19 protein-coding genes and 1 tRNA gene are annotated in these 18614 nt (G+C 68.6%); 18 read left to right on the top strand and 2 right to left on the bottom strand.

Annotated elements, in window-relative coordinates:
* Positions 1-115 precede the first annotated feature (115 nt).
* Together KTR66_RS06430 and KTR66_RS06425 are read left to right on the top strand one after the other, a co-directional pair.
* The gene (locus KTR66_RS06430; protein ID WP_213611591.1) at positions 116-403 is read left to right on the top strand and encodes a hypothetical protein; all 288 of its coding nucleotides are present in this window, start codon (positions 116-118) and stop codon (positions 401-403) included.
* Positions 404-478: 75 nt separating this feature from the next.
* On the top strand, positions 479-1291 hold the full coding sequence (locus KTR66_RS06425) for an ADYC domain-containing protein (protein WP_213611590.1): 813 nt from the start codon (positions 479-481) through the stop codon (positions 1289-1291).
* A gap of 25 nt (positions 1292-1316) precedes the next feature.
* On the opposite strand, the gene KTR66_RS06420 is transcribed toward KTR66_RS06425, so the two are convergent.
* Positions 1317-1391: transfer RNA gene (locus KTR66_RS06420), tRNA-Val, on the bottom strand.
* Positions 1392-1476: 85 nt separating this feature from the next.
* The gene (locus KTR66_RS06415; protein WP_213611589.1) at positions 1477-2421 is read right to left on the bottom strand and encodes a tripartite tricarboxylate transporter substrate binding protein; all 945 of its coding nucleotides are present in this window, start codon (positions 2419-2421) and stop codon (positions 1477-1479) included.
* A gap of 86 nt (positions 2422-2507) precedes the next feature.
* On the opposite strand from KTR66_RS06415, the gene KTR66_RS06410 reads away from it, so the two are divergent.
* The 16 genes from KTR66_RS06410 (at position 2508) to KTR66_RS06340 (ending at position 18508) form a co-directional block, all read left to right on the top strand.
* On the top strand, positions 2508-2690 hold the full coding sequence (locus KTR66_RS06410) for a hypothetical protein (protein ID WP_213611588.1): 183 nt from the start codon (positions 2508-2510) through the stop codon (positions 2688-2690).
* Positions 2687-2815 (top strand): hypothetical protein, encoded by a 129-nt coding sequence (locus KTR66_RS25025; RefSeq protein WP_256437523.1) that lies wholly within the window; start codon positions 2687-2689, stop codon positions 2813-2815. Before KTR66_RS06410 ends, KTR66_RS25025 begins: the two co-directional genes overlap by 4 nt.
* Positions 2816-2828: 13 nt before the next feature.
* Positions 2829-3623, top strand: coding sequence for a phytanoyl-CoA dioxygenase family protein (locus KTR66_RS06405; RefSeq protein ID WP_213611581.1), 795 nt, complete (start codon positions 2829-2831; stop codon positions 3621-3623).
* Between the two features lie 132 nt (positions 3624-3755).
* Entirely contained in the window at positions 3756-4853 is a 1098-nt protein-coding gene (locus tag KTR66_RS06400) for a TRAP transporter substrate-binding protein (protein ID WP_213611580.1), read from the top strand.
* Positions 4853-5401 carry a TRAP transporter small permease subunit gene (locus KTR66_RS06395; protein ID WP_213611578.1) on the top strand — a complete coding sequence of 183 codons (549 nt, stop codon included), beginning with the start codon at positions 4853-4855 and terminating at the stop codon, positions 5399-5401. The genes KTR66_RS06400 and KTR66_RS06395 overlap by 1 nt, the downstream gene beginning before the upstream one ends.
* Positions 5398-6969 (top strand): TRAP transporter large permease subunit, encoded by a 1572-nt coding sequence (locus KTR66_RS06390; protein ID WP_213611575.1) that lies wholly within the window; start codon positions 5398-5400, stop codon positions 6967-6969. The genes KTR66_RS06395 and KTR66_RS06390 overlap by 4 nt, the downstream gene beginning before the upstream one ends.
* 69 nt (positions 6970-7038) lie before the next feature.
* The gene (locus KTR66_RS06385) at positions 7039-8619 is read left to right on the top strand and encodes an ABC transporter substrate-binding protein (RefSeq protein WP_213611573.1); all 1581 of its coding nucleotides are present in this window, start codon (positions 7039-7041) and stop codon (positions 8617-8619) included.
* Positions 8620-8643: 24 nt separating this feature from the next.
* Complete coding sequence (locus KTR66_RS06380; RefSeq protein ID WP_213611571.1) at positions 8644-10230, top strand: ABC transporter substrate-binding protein; 1587 nt, start codon at positions 8644-8646, stop codon at positions 10228-10230.
* Positions 10231-10235: 5 nt separating this feature from the next.
* On the top strand, positions 10236-11816 hold the full coding sequence (locus tag KTR66_RS06375; protein WP_371819046.1) for an ABC transporter substrate-binding protein: 1581 nt from the start codon (positions 10236-10238) through the stop codon (positions 11814-11816).
* Positions 11817-11958: 142 nt separating this feature from the next.
* Entirely contained in the window at positions 11959-13554 is a 1596-nt protein-coding gene (locus tag KTR66_RS06370; RefSeq protein ID WP_213611562.1) for an ABC transporter substrate-binding protein, read from the top strand.
* Positions 13555-13640: 86 nt separating this feature from the next.
* Positions 13641-14582, top strand: a complete 942-nt coding sequence (locus KTR66_RS06365; protein ID WP_213611560.1) for an ABC transporter permease — start codon at positions 13641-13643, stop codon at positions 14580-14582.
* Positions 14583-14628: 46 nt separating this feature from the next.
* Complete coding sequence (locus KTR66_RS06360) at positions 14629-15555, top strand: ABC transporter permease (RefSeq protein WP_213611558.1); 927 nt, start codon at positions 14629-14631, stop codon at positions 15553-15555.
* A gap of 11 nt (positions 15556-15566) precedes the next feature.
* Positions 15567-16574 (top strand): ABC transporter ATP-binding protein, encoded by a 1008-nt coding sequence (locus tag KTR66_RS06355; protein WP_213611820.1) that lies wholly within the window; start codon positions 15567-15569, stop codon positions 16572-16574.
* Positions 16571-17626 (top strand): ABC transporter ATP-binding protein, encoded by a 1056-nt coding sequence (locus KTR66_RS06350; protein ID WP_213611556.1) that lies wholly within the window; start codon positions 16571-16573, stop codon positions 17624-17626. Before KTR66_RS06355 ends, KTR66_RS06350 begins: the two co-directional genes overlap by 4 nt.
* 56 nt (positions 17627-17682) lie before the next feature.
* The gene (locus KTR66_RS06345; protein WP_213611553.1) at positions 17683-17943 is read left to right on the top strand and encodes a hypothetical protein; all 261 of its coding nucleotides are present in this window, start codon (positions 17683-17685) and stop codon (positions 17941-17943) included.
* Positions 17944-18004: 61 nt separating this feature from the next.
* Entirely contained in the window at positions 18005-18508 is a 504-nt protein-coding gene (locus KTR66_RS06340) for a (2Fe-2S)-binding protein (RefSeq protein WP_213611552.1), read from the top strand.
* The last annotated feature ends 106 nt before the right edge of the window (positions 18509-18614 follow it).

Genomic DNA, 18614 nt, shown 5'->3' with positions numbered 1-18614 from the left:
CGCTGCCGGTTGCGACAGACGTGACATTGGCCGCGATCAAGCGGCGACAGGCGTGGCGCATGTTCCTCTCACGCCAGGGATGATCCTGGTGACCCAACCTGAGAGGAACGTCCACATGATCCGCATCGCTTTCGCCGCCGCCGCCATCGCCGCCTTGATCGCGGGCCAGAGCCCTAACGCCCAGGCGGCGATGACCGCCAACGCGCTGATGGAGAACGGGATCGCCTGGAACGCGCTGGACAGCAACGCACTGGACACGAACGCGCTGGACACGAATGCGCTGGACACGAATGCGCTGACGCAGAACGCGCTCACCGACAACGCGCTGACGCTGAACGGCGCCCAGGCGACGACCAACCCGGGTGTGGTGGTGCTCGGCATCACCCTGCCGATCGCCCACTGAGCGCCCACCACCGCCGAGCCCGCCCCTCGTTTCCGAGGGGGCGGTTCTCCCTCACCGCCCTGCCGGAGCCGCGCCATGGCCCACTCCCTTCGCCGCCGCCTCGTCCAGTTCGCCCTTGCCGGGTGTCTCGGCCTGGCCACTCAGGCGAGCGCGCAGCAGGTGCCGCCCAACGCGCTGCTCCGCCTCGGCGTCGAGCGCGGCGATTTCCGCGCCGAGCTCGCCGATGGGCGCATCCTCCGCGGCGCCGACCTCGTGGGCGCTGAGCTGCGCATCCTGCAGAACGGACGGGTGCTGAGCCTGCGCGTCGAATCCGCCGAGGCCGACACCCGCCCGCATGCGGGGGATGTCTGGCTCTTCCACCTGACCTTCGCCGGCGCCGATGGCGCCCGCCATGACTATTGCCAGCCCGATCCCGAGGGCCGCAGCCGCGCCATCCCCTATCCCAAGCCGGATGAGCCGCAGGGCTTCGCCATCACCTGCTCGGCCGGCGCCATCGGCAAGTGCCTGCGCTTCGGCTACCGCCCTTGGGCGCAGGCGCCCGATGGCCGTTCGCTCGCCCCCTATTTCCCGGCTTGCGTGAACATGGTCCGCGCCGCCTATGGCGCGCCGGAGCGCGGCTGGACCCGCAACGGCATGGCGATCGATTTCTGGGATGATGCCGGGCTGCACGAACCGGCCGACGACCCGTCCTACCTCTTCGAAGCCGGCTGGACGGCCGAGGGCGCGGTCTGCGTGGCGCATACCCGCGTGCCCGAGCATGGTTCGGTCATGGATGTAGCGCGTGAGGCGCCGCGGCTGGCCGCGCATGTCGGCCCCGAGCGATGCAACGAGGCGGCCGCGCGGGCGGCCGGTGCCATCATCCTCAACCGCTCGCCTCGGAGATCGTAAGAAAAAACGAGTGTCTTCAGGGGGATGGTGGGCGCTACAGGGATTGAACCTGTGACCCCTACCGTGTCAAGGTAGTGCTCTACCGCTGAGCTAAGCGCCCGCCTGCCGAGGCAAAATCCTCGTGGCGTCGGTGGGCGCAGTCTCTAGCGAAACCCGCGCCGCGCCACAAGCCACCCCCAGGCGCTTTATCCCTGCACCAATCCGGCGCGCCGCATCAGTGCCGTCAGCTTCGTACGCTCGGCCTGCCACAGCGCCTCCGTCGCCTCAGGCCCGCCGCTCACGGGGTCATTGCCGCTGGCCTCGATCCGCTCGCGGATCTGCGCTTCAGCGAGCGCCACCGCGAAGGCCTGGGCCAGGCGCTGGCGCAGCGCCATGGGCGTGCCAGGCGGCGCGAAGATCATCATCCAGGTGGAAAGCTCATAGCCCGGCACCACCTCGCCGATCGCGGGCACGCCGGGCAGGTTGGGGCGCCGTCCAGCCCCCGTCACGCCGATCACGCGGCCGCGCTCCCCGCGCAGCACGGGCGAGAAGCTGCTCTCGCTGATGATGCAGGCGTCGATCCTCCCGCCCGCCACCTCGCGCGCCGCATCGGCGCCACCACGAAAGGGCACGTGTTCCAGCCGCACATCGGCGAGCGACTGCAGCAGCTCCCCCATCAGATGCCCGACATGCGCGATACCCGGCGTACCGAAGGTGACCTCGCCCGGCCGCCGCTTTGCCTCGGCCAGGAAGGCGCGCAGATCCTCACCCGGGAAGCCCGAGCGGATGCCCAGCACATAGGGGGCGGCCGTGATCTGCGCCACGCGCGGCATGGCCGCATAATCGAAGGGCAGGCCGCGATTGGCGAGCGGCCCGGTGATGGAGGTGGCACCCTCCAGCAGCAGCGTGTGGCCATCGGGCTGCGCTTGGGCCACGAAGCCCGCGCCGATGGCGCCAGAGGCGCCGGTCCGGTTCTCGACGATGAAGGGCAGCCCGAGATTCTCGGAAACCCGCTGCTGGAGAATCCGCGCTACCGTGTCCGCGACCCCTCCTGCCGAGTAGGGCACGATGAGGCGGACCGGGCGGTCGCCCAGGGATTGCGCGAGGGCAGGGGTGGCCAGCGGCAGGGCCAGCAAGGTGCGGCGCAGCATCAACGTCTCTCCCGAAGTCTTTGCGGCGCAGCAGAAACCGCCGCGCGCGCCCTTGCAAGCGAAAGCCGCGGCGGCACATCAGGTGCATGGAAAGCCTCCCAAGGGCCATCGCCCGCAGCCTCGACCGCGCCACCTATGAGGGCTACCGCCTCGGCTTCGAGGCCGCGCGGGAGGAAGCCGCGCTGCTGGCCGAGCATGCGGGGCAGGGGACGCTCGCCGCGCAGCTCCGCGCCATGCGGCCGCTGCCCGACCGGAGTGCGCGCCAGTGAGCCGCGAAGCGATCCGCGAATGCCCCCATTGCGGCGAGCCCACCATGCCGAACCGCCTGCCGGACGGCACGCTGGTCTGCTCCTGTGCCGCGATGCGCCCCTTGCCGGGCCCGCGCGCCGCTTGATAGCGTGCGGGCCATGCAGCTCAGCGATGCCGACATCCAATCCTACGCCGAGGACGGCGCCATTCTCCTGCGCGGGGCCTTCCGCGATTGGGTGAAGCCGCTTTCGGACGGCATCGCCGCCCTGATGGCCGACCCAAGCCCCCTCGAGCGTAGCTACACGCCCAAGGATGGCTCAGCCAAGTTCTTCCAGGATCTCTGCAACTGGCAGCGCATCCCCGAATTCCGCGCCTTCGTCTTCGAGAGCCCGGCGGCCGGCATCGCGGCGCAGCTCATGGCCTCGCCCGTCGCGCGCTTCTTCCATGATCATGTTCTGGTGAAGGAACCGGGGACCTCCATCGTCACCCCCTGGCATCAGGACAGCCCCTACTACTGCGTGGGCGGGCAGCAGAGCGTCAGCTTCTGGATCCCGCTCGACCCGGTGGGCCGCGAGACCACGCTGGAATCGGTGGCGGGCTCCCATCTCTGGGGTGTGAACCACAAGCCCAAGCGCTTCGACGGCACGGACCTCTATGAGGGCGACACCGCCATCGAGATGCCGGATATCGACGCCCATCGCGCCGATTACCGCATCCTCGGCTGGGCGATGGAGCCGGGCGATGCCGTCGCCTTCAACTTCCGCACCGTCCATGGCGCGCCTGCCAATACCAGCCGGCAGAACCGCCGCCGTGTCTTCTCCGCCCGTTGGGTCGGGCAGGATGCGGTCTTCATCGACCGCAAGGGCCGCGGCTCGCCTCCCATGCGCCACCTGACGCTGCCCGATGGTGCGCCGCTGGATGGACCCGATTTCCCGGTGGTTGCGCGCGCCTGAGGCAGGCGGAGCGCGGATTGCCTGCCGATTCATCCATCCTTGGCCGCTGACGCTCCGAGCGGCGCCGAGAGGCTTGGCAAGAACCTGTCTCTGCTGTCACAATTTCTGACCCTTTTCGCTGGAGATCTCCCCATGAAGCGTCGCAACCTTGCCCAGACCGCCGCCATCGGGGCTGCCGCGATCAGCACCGCCGCCCTCTCGACGCCCGCGCTGAGCCAGGGCCGCATCGAGTGGCGCATGGTCACCATCTGGCCGCGCAACCTGCCGGGCCCGGGTGTGGCCGCGCAGCGCTGCGCGGACCGCATCGGCGCGCTCTCCGGCGGGCGCCTCACGGTGCGCCTCTTCTCGGCGGGCGAGGTCGTGCCGGCACCTGGCGCCTTCGACGCGGTGGCGGCCGGCACGGCCGATCTCTACCACGGCGTACCGGCCTTCTGGGTCTCCAAGTCCCCTGGCATCGGCTTCTTCGGCAGCTTCCCCTTCGGCCTCACCGCCTATGAGCAGCAGGGCTGGATGATGCATGGCGGCGGCCAGGCCATGTATGATGAGATCTATGGCCGCTTCGGCATCAAGCCCTTCATCGTCGGCAATTCCGGCCCGCAATGGCTCGGCTGGTTCCGCCGCGAGATCCGCTCGGTGGATGATTTCCGCGGCCTGCGCTTCCGCACCACGGGCCTGGGTGCGGAGATGTTCCGCAGGGCGGGCGCCTCCGTCGTGAACCTGCCCGCGGGCGAGATCTTCTCGGCCCTGCAGTCCGGCACGATCGACGCCGCCGAATTCCTCGGCCCCTTCAGCGATGCGCCCCTCGGCCTGCACCAGGTCGCCAAGAACTACTACTATCCCGGCGTGCAGGAGCCGTCTTCCGCCGAGGAGATCGGCATCAACATGGCGCGCTGGAACGCGCTGCCGGACGACCTGAAGACCGTCGTCCGCATCGCCGCCATGTCGCTGCATGAGGAGACGACGACGGAGTACGACGTCCGCCACCCCATCGCACTGGCCGACCTTGTGGCCCGGCAGGGCGTCATCGTGCGCGAAGCGCCGCGGGACCTGCTGATCGCCTTCGGCAATACGGCGGGCGAGATGCTGGCCGAGTTCCGCAACCATCAGGACCCGATGGTGAAGCGCATCGCCGACAGCTACGCGACCTTCCGCAACCGCAGCGCCGGCTACATGAACCAGAGCTACGGCGCCAACTTCAACTCCCGCGCGCTGCCGATCCGCTGGGGCTGATGCGCCCCCTGCTGGCGCTGGCGGACGGCATCGACGCGGCCGCCCGCCTTCTGGGCGGCGCAGTGAAGTGGCTGGCCGTGCTTCTCGTGCTCGTCCAGTTCACTGTCGTCGTCATCCGCTACGCCTTCGGGTCGAGCTTCATCATGATGCAGGAGGGCGTGGTCTACATCCACGCCGCGCTCTTCATGCTCGCCATCGGCTATGTCTACATGCTGGATGCGCATGTCCGGGTGGACTTCTTCTACGCCGGCTGGTCGGAGAAGAAGAAGGCATGGACCGACCTGATCGGCGTGCTGGTCACGGTGCTTCCCTTCTGCTGGCTGCTGGTCTGGGCGAGCTGGGGCTATGTCTCCCGCTCCTTCATGATGGGCGAGGGGCCGATGGCCGTGGGCGGGCTGCCCTTCACGCCTTATCTCAAAGGACTGATCCTGGTGATGGCGGGGCTTCTGGCGCTGCAGTCGCTCTCGGTGATGATCAGGGCGCTTGCCGTCATCACGGGTGCCGCGGACAAGCTCTTTCCCTTCCGACAGGCGGTGAGTGAAGGATGAGCCCCTCCGAGATCGGCTCCATCCTGGATGTCATGATGATGGTGGCGCTCTGCACCCTCATCATGATCGGCATTCCCGTCGTCTTCATCCTGACCGGCTGCGCCATCATCTTCGCGGGGCTTGGCATCCTCTTCGGCGCTTTCGATCCTTTCCTGCTGGGCGCGCTGGCGCAGCGCGTCTTCGGCACGATGACGAGCGAGGTGCTGATCGCCATCCCGCTCTTCGTCTTCATGGGCATGATGCTGGAGAAGTCGAAGATCGCCCCCGAATTGCTGGAGGCGATGGCGCGGCTCTTCGGCTCGGTGCGCGGCGGCCTTGCCATCTCAGTCACGCTGGTGGGCGCGCTGCTCGCCGCCTCCACCGGCATCGTCGGCGCGACCGTGGTCACGATGGGCCTCATCGCGCTGCCGGCCATGATGAAGCGGAACTACGACCCGGCCTTCTCCTGCGGCAGCATCTGCGCCGCCGGCACGCTCGGGCAGATCATCCCGCCCTCCACCGTCATGGTGATCCTGGGCGAGGTGCTGGCCTCGGCCTATCAGCAGGCGCAGCTCGCACAGGGTCTGTTTTCGATCCAGACCATCTCGGTGGGCCAGCTCTTCGCAGGCTCCATGATCCCGGGCCTGATGCTGGCCGGCATCTACATCCTGTATCAGGTGACGCTCTGCTACCTGAAGCCGGAGGTCGGCCCCGCCATCCCGCAGGCCGAGCGCGATGCGGTGAGCGGCGGGCAGATCGCGCGCGCGCTGATCCCCCCCGTTGCGCTGATCATCGCCGTGCTCGGCTCCATCCTGGGCGGCATCGCGACACCGACAGAGGCGGCGGCGGTGGGCGCCGTGGGCGCCACGCTCCTCGCCGGCCTGCGCAACAGCGAGGACAGCACCGGGCCGATCTACCTCGCCGCCATCTGCGCCGTCGCCATGGTGATGCTCGGCGTGATGTTCGACCTGCGCATTGGCCGGCAGGAAGCGCCGCTGGTGGACCGCATCGCGGTCTGGACCGCGGCGGGGCTCGGTGTCGGCCTGGCCTATGGCATCCTCGTCTCGCTGCGCCGCGCCTTCCGGGGCGGCATGCTGGGGCAGGTCTCGCACGCCACCATGTCGGTCACCGCGATGATCTTCGCGACGCTGATCGGCGCCACCCTCTTCTCGCTGGTCTTCCGGGGTCTTGGCGGCGACGAGATGATCCGCGCGCTGCTGGAGATGATCCCGGGTGGCAAGTATGGCGCGCTGGCCGCCGTGATGCTGGTGATCTTCATCCTCGGCTTCCCGCTCGATTTCGTGGAGATCGTCATCATCGTGGTCCCCATCGTGGGGCCTGTGCTGCTGCAGATGGGCATTGATCCCATCTGGTTCGGCGTGCTGATCGCGATGAACCTGCAGACGAGCTTCCTGACGCCACCGCTCGGCCCCACGCTCTTCTACCTGCAGGGCGTCCTCCCGCCCGATGTGGACTCGCGGGACGTCTATCGCGGGGTCACGCCCTTCGTGATCCTGCAGGTGATCGGCATCATTCTCGTCGTCATGTTCCCGGCCTTGGCCACCTGGCTGCCGGATGTCCTGTTCTGATGCGCCACCGTTCAGCGTGCTTTCAGCCGGGCGCGCGCATCACGCCTGCTCTGTCAAAAGGAAGAGCCCATGAAGCGCCGTGACCTGATCGCCACCGCCGCGACTGCCGCGCTGGCCGGCCCCGCCCTGGCCCAGCCCGCGCAGCACCGCGTGCTGAAATTCGTGCCGCAGGCGAACCTCACCAGCCTCGATCCGATCTGGACCACGGCGAACATCACCCGCAACCACGGGCACATGATCTATGACAGCCTCTACGGCATGGATGCGGAGTTCCGCGCCCAGCCGCAGATGGCCGCCGGCCATGTGGTGGACCAGGACGGCAAGCGCGTGACGATCACGCTGCGCGATGGGCTGAAGTTCCATGATGGCGAGCCGGTGCGCGCGCAGGACGTGGTCCCCAGCATCCAGCGCTGGATGCGCCGCAACCCCTTCGGCCAGCAACTCGCCGCCGCGACCGATGCCGTCGAGGTGGTGGATGACAAGCGTCTGGTCTTTCGACTGAAGAAGCCCTTTCCGCTGCTCTTCGCGGCCCTCGCCCAGGTCTCGAACAGCCCGGCCTTCATCATGCCGGAGCGGCTGGCACGCACCGACCCCTTCCAGCAGGTGCGCGAAGCCATCGGCAGCGGTCCCTTCCGCTTCAAGGCCGATGAATACAATTCGGGCAGCCGCGTCGTGTACACGCGCAACCCCGACTACGTGCCTGTCGCCACCGGCACGCCGAGCCTGACCGCCGGCCCCAAGGTCGCGCATTTCGATCGCGTCGAGTGGCACATCATCGTGGATGCCGCGACCTCGGCCGCGGCGCTGCAGACCGGCGAGATCGACTGGTATGAGCAGCCGCCGCCCGAGATCCAGATGCTGCTGCGCCGCAACCGCAACGTGAAGCTCGAGGCGATCGACCCGCTGCCGCTGACCGGCATCCTGCGCTTCAACCACCTGCATCCGCCCTTCGACAACAAGCGCCTGCGCCAGGCCATGCTGCCCGCCATCAACCAGGCGGATTTCATGAGTGCCGTGGTCGGCACCAATGCGGCCGATTACCGCACCGGCGTCGGCTTCTTCACGCCCGGCACGCCGCTCGCGAGTGACGCCGCCATGGCGCCCCTGACCGGACCGCGCAGCGTGGACCGCGCCCGCGCCCTGATGCGGGAGGCGGGCTACACCAACCAGCCCATGCGCCTGATCGGACCCACCGACATCCTCGCACCCTCGGCCATGACGCAGGTGGGCGCCGACCTCGTCCGCCGCCTCGGCTTCAATGCCGACATCCTGCTGACCGACTGGGGCACCACCGTGCAGCGCCGCACCTCGCGCGAGCCGGTGGAGCGGGGCGGCTGGAGCATGCTCTTCACCGCCTTCTCCTCCTTCGACTTCGCCAATCCGGCGGCGCATTTCCCGCTGCGCGGCAACGGCACCAACGCCTGGTTCGGCTGGCCCACCATCCCGCGCCTGGAGGAACTGCGCGACGCCTGGTTCGACGCGCCGGACCTGGCCACCGAGCAGCGCCTCGCGCGCGAGATGCAGGTCGTCGCCATGGATGAGCTGCCCTACATCCCCGTGGGCGCCTACATGTCCACCACCGCGCTGCGCAGCAATCTCAATGGCCGCGTCGGCGGGCTTGCGTTGTTCTGGGGCATCCAGCGAAGCTGACATTCTCGAACGGAGGACAGGGCGATGACACTCGGCAGGCGCGGCGTTTTGGCAGGGGCGGCGGCCAGTGTCGCGGCCCCGCGCGTGGTGGGCGCGCAATCGGCGGCCTCGCGCACCCTGCGGGTCATCCCGCAGGCCAACCTCACCAGCGTGGATCCGGTCTGGACGACGGCGGTCGTCACCCGCAACCACGCCTTCCTGATCTACGACCAGCTCTGCGCGCAGGACGCTTCCGGCGCCATCCGCCCGCAGATGGCGGAGGGCTGGGCCGTTTCCGACGACCAGCTCGCCTGGACCTTCACGCTGCGCGAAGGCCTCGCCTTCCATGATGGCGAACCGGTGCGCGCGCGCGACTGCGTGGCCTCGATCAACCGCTGGGCGCGGCGTGACCCTTTCATGCAGGTGCTTTGGCCCAATGTGGCTGAAATCATCGCACTCGATGACCGGCGCTTCCGCTTCCGTCTGCACCGGCCGACGCCGCTGCTGACGCTGGCCCTCGGCCAGACGCAGTTTCCCTGCTTCATCATGCCCGAGCGCATCGCGCAGACGGACGCCTTCCAGCAGATCCGCGAGACGGTGGGCAGCGGGCCCTTCCGCTTCATCCCTGGCGAGTGGAATCCGGGCCAGAAGGCCGTCTGGGCCCGCAACGAGCGCTATGTGCCGCGACAGGAGCCGGTGGACGGCCTCGCCGGCGGCCGCGTCCCGCGCCTCGATCGGATCGAGTGGACCATCATCGTGGACAGCGCCACCAGCGCCAATGCGATCAACCAGGGCGAGCAGGATTACTGGGAATATCCGCTGCATGACCTGCTGCCGCTGCTGCGCCGCAACCGCCAGGTGGTGGTGGAGCAGCGCCTGCAGGACGGCACCTACGGCATCGCGCGCTTCAACACGCTGCAGCCGCCCTTCAACAACCCCGCCATCCGCCGCGCCGTCGCCATGGCGGTGGACCAGCGCGACTACCTCCGCGCCGTCGCCGGCAATGACCAGGCAGGCTGGGGCGTCTGCGAGGGCGTCTTCACCTGCGACACGCCGCTCGCCAACACCGCGGGCAGCGAGATCCTGCAGACCCGCAGCATCGAGCGCGCCCGCGCCGCCCTGCGCGAGGCGGGCTACAACAATGAGAAGGTCGTGCTGATCACGCCGGGCGACTACCCGCAGATCAACGCGCTCAGCCTGGTCACCGCGGACATCATGACCCGCATGGGCATGAATGTCGAAGTCATCTCCACCGACTGGGGCACGCTGGTGCAACGCCGCGCCAGCCGCGAACCGGTCGAGCGCGGCGGCTGGAGCATCATCCACACCACCGCCTCCGGCCAGTCGCTCGCGCTGCCGGTCTTCCACCTGTTTCTCCGCGCCAATGGGCCCAATGCCTGGTTCGGCTGGCCCAATGTGCCGGAGGTGGAGCAGCTGCGCGGCGAATGGGTGGAGAAGGGGGCGGATGCCGCCGAGGGCCGCCGCATCGCGCAGGCGCTGAACGCGGCCGCGATGCGCGAGATGTACTACATGCCGCTGGGCTATTACTGGCAGCCCAGCGCCTGGCGCCGCAACATCCAGGGCGTGTTCCGCGCGCCCGCCACTGTGTTCTGGAACATCAGCAAGACATGACCGAGATTTCCCGCCGCGCCGCGATGTCCGGCGCGGCCGCCATCATGGCGGCACCGCGGTTTGCTTCCGCGCAGGCCAACGCGCGTCTCCTGCGGTTCATTCCGCAATCCAACCTCGCCTCGATCGATCCGGTCTGGAGCACGGCTGTCATCGTCCGCAACCATGGGCTCATGGTCTATGACCTGCTCTATGGCCTGGGCGCCGATTATCAGGTGCGGCCGCAGATGGCCGAGGGGCATGTCATCACCGATGACGGGCTGACCTGGACCATCACGCTGCGCCCGGGCCTGCGCTTCCATGACGGCGAACCGGTGCGCGGGCGCGACTGCGTCGCCAGCATCCGCCGCTGGTCGAAGCGTGACGTGCTGGGCCAGCGCCTCGATGCCCTGGCCGATGAGATCGTGGCACCCGATGACCGCACCATCCGCATCCGGCTGAAGCGGCCCTGGCCCGGCCTCGCCTGGGCGCTGGGCAAGCCGTCCGCCAATATCTGCGCGATCATGCCTGAGCGGGTCGCGCAGACCGATCCCTTCACGCAGATCACCGATGCGACCGGCAGCGGGCCCTTCCGCTTCCGGCAGGACCTGTTCCGCCCGGGCGATGTCGCGGTCTATGAGCGCTTCGCCGATTACCGGCCGCGTGAGGAGCGCGTGGATTTCCTGGCCGGCGGCAAGCGGGTGAACTTCGACCGCGTCGAGTGGAAGATCATGCCGGACCCCGCGACGGCGGGGGCGGCCTTGCAGAACAACGAGGCCGATTGGTGGGAAACCCCGCTGCCCGACCTGCTGCCGCTGCTGCGCCGCAACCGCGAGATCGAGATCGGCGTGGTGAACCCGGCCGGCAATCTCGGCGTGCTGCGCTTCAACTTCCTGCACCCGCCCTTCAACGACCCGGCGGTGCGCCGCGCGCTGCTGCCCGCGATCAACCAGCGCGACTTCATGAATGCCGCGATCGGCACCGACCCGGCCCTTTCCGTCGTGCCCGCTGGCGTCTTCACGCCCGGCACCCCGCTCGCCAATGATGCGGGGCTCGAGGTGCTCTCCGGCCCGCGCAACCTGGAGGCGGCCCGCGCCGCGCTGCGCGCCACCGGCTACACCAACCAGCGCGTGACGCTGCTCTCGGCCACCGATCTGCCGGTGCTGCAGAACCTCTCCGAGGTGGCGGCGGATCTGCTGCGACGCGTGGGCTTCAACGTCGATTTCCCTGGCATGGACTGGGGCACCCATATCCAGCGCCGCACCAACCGCAACGGGGTGGAGCAGGGGGGGTGGAGCGCCTTCTGCACCACCTGGGAGGGGCTGGATGTCTCGGTGCCCGGCAGCCACCAGCCCCTGCGCGGCCATGGCTCGGCCGCCTGGGCCGGCTGGCCCACCATGCCGCGCCTCGAGGAACTTCGCGAGGAATGGTTCACCGCGCCCGACGCCGCCGCCGCGCGCCGCATCGCGGAGGAAATCCAGCGCGTGGCCTTGCAGGAGGTGCCTTTCATTCCGCTCGGCCTAGTCCGCCCACCCCAGGCTTGGCGGCGCAGCATCACCGATGTGGTGCGCGGTGGCTCGGCGCTGTTCTGGGGTGTGCGCCGCGCCTGAGTGGCACGGCGCGTGCTAGGCACGGCGGCATGGGCGCGCGCCGGCGGGGGACGCTGGCGCGATGCCCAAGGCTGGTGCAGATATCGGTCAAAGTGATAGCAGAAGGCCGGCACCACGCCGGGTGATCAGGGAGAACGGGTTGATGGATCGTAGAAGCTTCCTCCAGGCGGGCGTCGCCGCCACCGCGGCCACCACGGGCCTTTCGGCGCCCGCGCTGAGCCAGGGCGCGGCCGCGCGCACGCTGCGCTTCGTGCCGCAGGCCAACCTCGCCAATTACGACCCGATCTGGGGCACACAGTTCGTGGTGCGCAACGCCTCGATGCTGGTGTGGGATACGCTCTACGGCATCGACAACACCTTCACGCCGCGCCGCCAGATGGTGGAGAGCGAGGAAGTCAGCGCCGATGGCCTGACCTGGACCTTCCGCCTGCGCGAGGGCCTGCGCTGGCATGACAATGAGCCGGTGCGGGCGCAGGACTGCATCGCGAGCCTCGAGCGCTGGATGGTGCGCGACGGCATGGGCCAGATGATCCGCGCCCTGCGGCAGGAGCTGGTGGCGGTGAATGACCGCACCTTCCGCCTGCGCCTCTCGGCGCCCTATCCGAAGATGCTGCTCGCACTCGGCAAGAACAACACGCCGATCGCCTTCATGATGCCCGAGCGCATCGCGCGCACCGATCCGTTCCAGCAGATCACGGAATATGTCGGCTCCGGCCCGATGCGCTTCAACCGCAGCGAATGGGTGCCGGGCGCCCGCGCGACCTGGAGCCGCTTCGAGCAGTACCAGCCCCGCAGCGAGGCGCCGAACTGGCTCTCGGGCGGCAAGCGCATGATGGTGGACCGCGTCGAGTGGATCATCCAGCCCGACGCCGCGACCGCCGGCGCCGCGCTGCAGTCGGGCGAGGTGGATTGGTGGGAGACCCCGCTGAACGACCTTATCCCGGTGCTGCGCCGCAACCGCAACATCCGTGTGGATGTGGCGGACCCGCTGGGCAATGTCGGCTGCTTCCGCTTCAATCACCTGCACGCGCCGTTCAACAATCCGCGCATCCGCCAGGCGGTGGCCTGGATCATCAACCAGCCCGACTTCATGCGCGCGGTGGTGGGCAATGACGATGCGCTGTGGAAGCAGATGAACGGCTTCTTCACGCCCGACACGCCGAACTACACCGAGGCCGGCGCCGAGATCCTCTCGCGTCCGCGCGATCCGGCCATGGCGCGTCGCCTGCTGCAGGAGGCCGGCTACAACAACGAGCCGATCACGATGATCGTGGGGCAGGACATCGCCGCGCTCTCGGCCATGGGGCAGGTGGCGAATGCCGCGCTGCGCGCGATCGGCATGAATGTGGACTATGTCGCGACCGACTGGGGCACCGTCGGCGCCCGCCGCGCGAGCCGCGAGCCGCGCGACCGTGGTGGCTGGAACGTGTTCTTCACCTGGTTCGCCGGTGCGGACTGCACCAACCCGGCCTCCTATCTCGGCCTGCGCGCGAGCGGCGATCAGGCCTGGTTCGGCTGGCCGACCGACCCCGCGATCGAGGCGGGCCGCGACAAGTGGTTCGCCGCGACCTCGGCCGCCGAGGAGAAGGCCGCCTGCGACGAGATCAACCGCGCCGCCTGCCAGAGCCTGCCCTTCGTGCCGACGGGCTTCTACCGCGCCTATCAGGCCTGGCGGAGCAACGTGACGGGTATCGTCGCCGGTCCGCTGCCCTGGTTCTGGGGCGTCTCCAAGTCGTGATCCTGCGAAGCCATCACGGCTTGCGGACTTCCCGCCGGGACGCCACAAAGCGTCCCGGCGGAGCATGCCCTCGGGGGAATTTTTGAATGTGGGCCTATATCGTCCGGCGTGTGCTGGCGACCATCCCGGTCATGGCGGTCGTCGCACTCTTCGTCTTCTCGCTGCTCTATCTCGCGCCGGGTGATCCGGCCGCGGTCATCGCCGGTGACCAGGCGACGCCCGACGATGTGGAGCGCATCCGCGCCTCGCTCGGGCTCGACCGGCCCTATCTGGTGCGCTTCGGCGCCTGGGTCTGGGACATCCTGCATGGCGACCTCGGCACCTCGATCTTCACCAATCTGCCGGTCAGCCACATGATCGCCCAGCGCATCGAGCCGACGCTCTCGCTGATGGTGGTCACGCTGATCCTCGCCGTCTCCATCGCCGTGCCGATGGGCGTGGTCGCCGCCTGGAAGCAGGGCACCAGCATCGACCGCGCGGTGATGGCCTTCGCGGTTCTGGGCTTCTCGGTGCCGGTCTTCGTGGTGGGCTATCTGCTCGCCTTCGTCTTCGCGCTCGAACTCGATTGGCTGCCGGTGCAGGGCTACACGCCCTTCCGCGAGGGCTTCATCCCCTGGATGGAGAACCTGATCCTGCCGGCCGTGGCGCTGGGCGGCGTGTATATCGCGCTGATCGCCCGCATCACCCGCGCCACCATGCTGGAGGTGCTGAGCCAGGACTACATCCGCACCGCGCGCGCCAAAGGTGCGGGCCAGCGCAGCATCCTCTTCCTGCACGCGCTGAAGAACGCGGCCGTGCCCATCGTCACCATCATCGGCATCGGCATCGCGCTGCTGATCGGCGGCGCCGTGGTGACGGAGAGCGTCTTCGCCATCCCGGGCCTCGGCCGCCTCACGGTGGATGCCATCCTCCGGCGCGACTACCCGGTGATCCAGGGCGTCGTGCTGCTCTTCAGCTTCGTCTACGTGCTGGTCAATCTGCTGATCGACCTGCTCTACACCCTCTTCGATCCGAGGATCCGCTACTGATGGCCGCCCTCCTCGCGTATCCCGTCCTTTCGTCATCGGAGGCCCGATGAGCACCACCACGCTTCCGCCCGGGGTTACCATCCCGCCCGGCCTCGTCATTGCGCAGCCGACGCAGGACATCCTCTCCAATGTGAAGCCCCGTCGCGGCTTCTTCGGCTTCCTCCGCCGCTACCCGACGATCGCGATCGGCGGCGGGCTGCTGCTGATGATGCTCTTCATCGCGGTCTTCGCGCCCTTCCTCTGGACCAAGGACCCCACGGCGCTGGCGCCGGCGCTGCGCACGCGCGAACCGGGCGCGCAATTCTGGTTCGGCTCGGACATGCTGGGGCGCGATGTCTATTCCCGCGTGCTCTACGGCGCGCGCGTCTCGCTGCTGGTGGGCTTCTCCGTCGCCTTCTTCGCCTCCGTCATCGGCCTGACCATCGGCCTGATCTCGGGCTTCAGCCGGCTGGCGGACAGCATCATCATGCGCGTCATGGACGGCATGATGAGCATCCCGCCCATCCTGCTCGCCATCGCGCTGATGGCGCTGACGCGCGGCTCGGTGCAGAACGTCATCCTCGCCATCACCATCGCGGAAGTGCCGCGCGTCTCGCGCCTGGTGCGCGGCGTGGTGCTCTCGCTGCGCGAGCAGCCCTATGTCGAGGCGGCGGTGGCCTCCGGCACCAAGACGCCGGTCATCATCTTCAAGCACATCCTGCCCAACACGCTGGCGCCGCTGACGGTGCAGGCGACCTTCATCTGCGCGGCCGCGATGATCACGGAGGCCATCCTCTCCTTCATCGGCGCGGGCACGCCGCCGATCATCCCTTCCTGGGGCAACATCATGGCCGAGGGCCGCGCCCTCTGGCAGGTGAAGCCCTATATCGTCTTCTTCCCCGCCATCTTCCTCTCGATCACCGTGCTTGCGGTGAACCTGCTGGGCGATGGCCTGCGCGACGCGATCGACCCGCGCCTGGCGACCAAGCTGTGAGCACGACACCCATGGCCGATACGCGCGACATCCTGCTGGAGGTCGACAACCTCCAGACCCATTTCCGCACCATGGACGGCGTGAACCGCGCCGTGGATGGCGTCAGCTTCCACGTCCGCTCGGGCGAGACGCTGGCCATCGTGGGCGAGAGCGGTTGCGGCAAGTCCGTCACCGCCATGTCCATCCTGCGCCTGATCCCCGAGCCGCCCGGCAAGATCGCGGGCAGCATCCGCTTCCAGGGCAAGGACCTGCTGAAATGCTCGGACCGCGAGATGCGCGCGATCCGCGGCAATGAGATCAGCATGATCTTCCAGGAGCCGATGACCTCGTTGAACCCGGTGCTCACCAATGGGCGCCAGATCGGCGAGACGCTGCGCCTGCACCAGGGCCTCTCCAAGCAGCAGGCCGAGGACCGCGCGGTCGAGATGCTGAAGCTGGTCGGCATCCCCGAGCCCGGCCGCCGCGTGCGCGAATATCCGCACCAGCTTTCGGGCGGCATGCGCCAGCGCGTGATGATCGCGATCGCGCTGGCCTGCAATCCGAAGCTGCTGATCGCGGATGAGCCGACCACGGCGCTCGACGTCACCATCCAGGCGCAGATCCTGGATCTGATGCGCGACCTCAAGCATAGCGTGGGGGCGGCCATCGTGCTCATCACGCATGACCTCGGCGTCGTCGCCGAAGTGGCCGAGCGCGTGGTGGTCATGTATGCCGGCAAGAAGGTGGAGGAAGCCTCCGTCGGCGATCTCTTCCGCAATCCGCGCCACCCCTACACGCAGGGGCTTCTGGGCTCCGTGCCCAAGCTCGGTTCCTCGCTGACCGGCGAGACCTCGCGCCTCGCCGAGATCCCGGGCCTGGTGCCCAGCCTCAAGCAGAAGATCCCGGGCTGCGTCTTCGCCACACGCTGCCCCGCCGTCACCGATCTCTGCCGCGCGGTCGCGCCCGGGTTGCAGGAGAAGGCGCCCGGCCATATCGCCGCCTGCCATTACGCCCAGGTCGAAGGGTCCGTCGCCGCATGAGCACCTCCGTCAAAACCGGCGAGCGCATCCTCGAGGTCACGGACCTCAAGAAGCACTTCCCCATCCGGGGCGGGCTGCTCGGCTCCACCGTGGGCTATGTCTATGCGGTGGACGGCGTCTCCTTCCACATCAACAAGGGCGAGACGCTCTCGCTGGTGGGCGAATCGGGCTGCGGCAAGTCCACCGTAGGCAAGGCGGTGCTGCGGCTCTTCCCGCTCACCTCGGGCCAGGTGGTGCTGAACAACAAGCGCATCGATGACCTCTCCACCGGCACCCTCCGCCCGCTGCGCCGGCAGATCCAGGTGGTCTTCCAGGACCCGTTTTCCTCGCTCAACCCGCGCATGCGCGTGCGCGAGATCCTGGCGGAGCCCATCCGCAATTTCGGGCTCGCGAAGAACGAGGCCGAGGTGGATGAGCGCGTCGGCCAGCTCATGGACAAGGTCCGCCTGCCGCGCGATGCGGTGAACCGCTGGCCGCACGAGTTCTCTGGCGGGCAGCGCCAGCGCATCTGCATCGCCCGCGCGCTCGCTGCCGAGCCGGATGTCATCGTCTGCGACGAGGCGGTCTCGGCACTCGACGTCTCGGTGAAGGCGCAGATCGTGAACCTGCTGCAGGACCTGCAGTCGGAACTCGGCCTCGCCATGCTCTTCATCAGCCATGACCTGGCCATCGTCGAGCACATGACGCACCGCGTGGCGGTCATGTATCTCGGCAAGATCGTCGAGGTGGCGGACCGCAAGTCGCTCTTCGGCGCGCCGCGGCACCCCTATACGGAAGCGCTGCTCTCGGCCGTGCCGGTGCCCGTGCCCGGCGCCATGCGCGAGCGCATCGTGCTGCAGGGCGATGTGCCGAGCCCGATCCGCCCGCCCAAGGGCTGCCGCTTCCACACCCGCTGCCCCTACGCCTTCGACCGCTGCCGGACGGAGGAGCCGGCGCTGCGGGATGACGGCACCGGGCACCTCGCGGCCTGCCACCTGCACGACCGCCCGGCCGCGGAGAATCCGCTGCTGAACAAGGCGCCGCCCACCGCCTTCCGGACGGCCGACGCCTGAGCGATCAACCCCTCCGCTTCGTGGCCCGCGCGCCACGAAGCCTCTTCGGACGCCTCGTGAAATGGGGTTTCTGGCTGGTCACGCTCGTGCCGCCGCTGCTCATGCTCGGCACCTGCGCCGGGCTGCAGCGCTTCGTCTTCTCCGAGGATGAAGAGGTGGCGGCGGGGGCGATGATGTTCGGGGCAGGGGCCTTGGGCCTGCTCTGGGCTTTCTGGCTGGTGGCGGTGCCCGTGATGGGCCTTCTGCTGCTGCTGACGCGCGGCAGACGCCTCGTCATCGAGCAGCCCGCCACGGGGACGAAGCAACCCGACGCTTGACGCCTTGCGCGACTTTGGCGAGGCTCCAACTCAACACAGTGCATGGACGGGGAGACGGTTGATGCCGCAGGTCACGCTTACGGTGAACGGCAAGACGCATACGGTCGAGGTCGAGGGCCGCACCCTCCTGGTCGAGCTGCTGCGCGAGAAGCTGCGCCTCACCGGCACCCATGTCGGCTGCGACACGAGCCAGTGCGGCGCCTGCGTCGTGCATATCGACGGCAACAGCGTGAAGTCGTGCACCACGCTCGCCGTGATGGCCGACGGCGCCTCGGTCACCACCATCGAAGGCCTGGCCGCGGCCGATGGCACGCTGCACCCGATGCAGGAGGCCTTCCGCGAATATCACGCGCTGCAGTGCGGCTTCTGCACGCCGGGCATGGTGATGTCCGCCGTGGACCTCGTCGCCAAGAACCCGCAGGGCCTCTCCGAGCAGGAGATCCGCGAGGGTCTCGAGGGCAATCTCTGCCGCTGCACGGGCTATCACAACATCGTGAAGGCCATCGCGGCCGCGCAGGATGTGATGCACGGCAAGCGCACGAGCATCGCCGCCGCGGCGGAGTAATTTGACGTCCAAGGGGGCATAAGCGGCGCCAAAGCCGCGGCCCGTCTGGAGCGATGCCGCTGCCTCCATGGCAGATGAATCGCTCCGCCAACAACCAGGGAGGAAT

Source organism: Roseococcus sp. SDR, from assembly GCF_019083995.1.
GTDB lineage: Bacteria > Pseudomonadota > Alphaproteobacteria > Acetobacterales > Acetobacteraceae > Roseococcus.
This window is presented reverse-complemented; position numbering and strand designations above follow the sequence as displayed.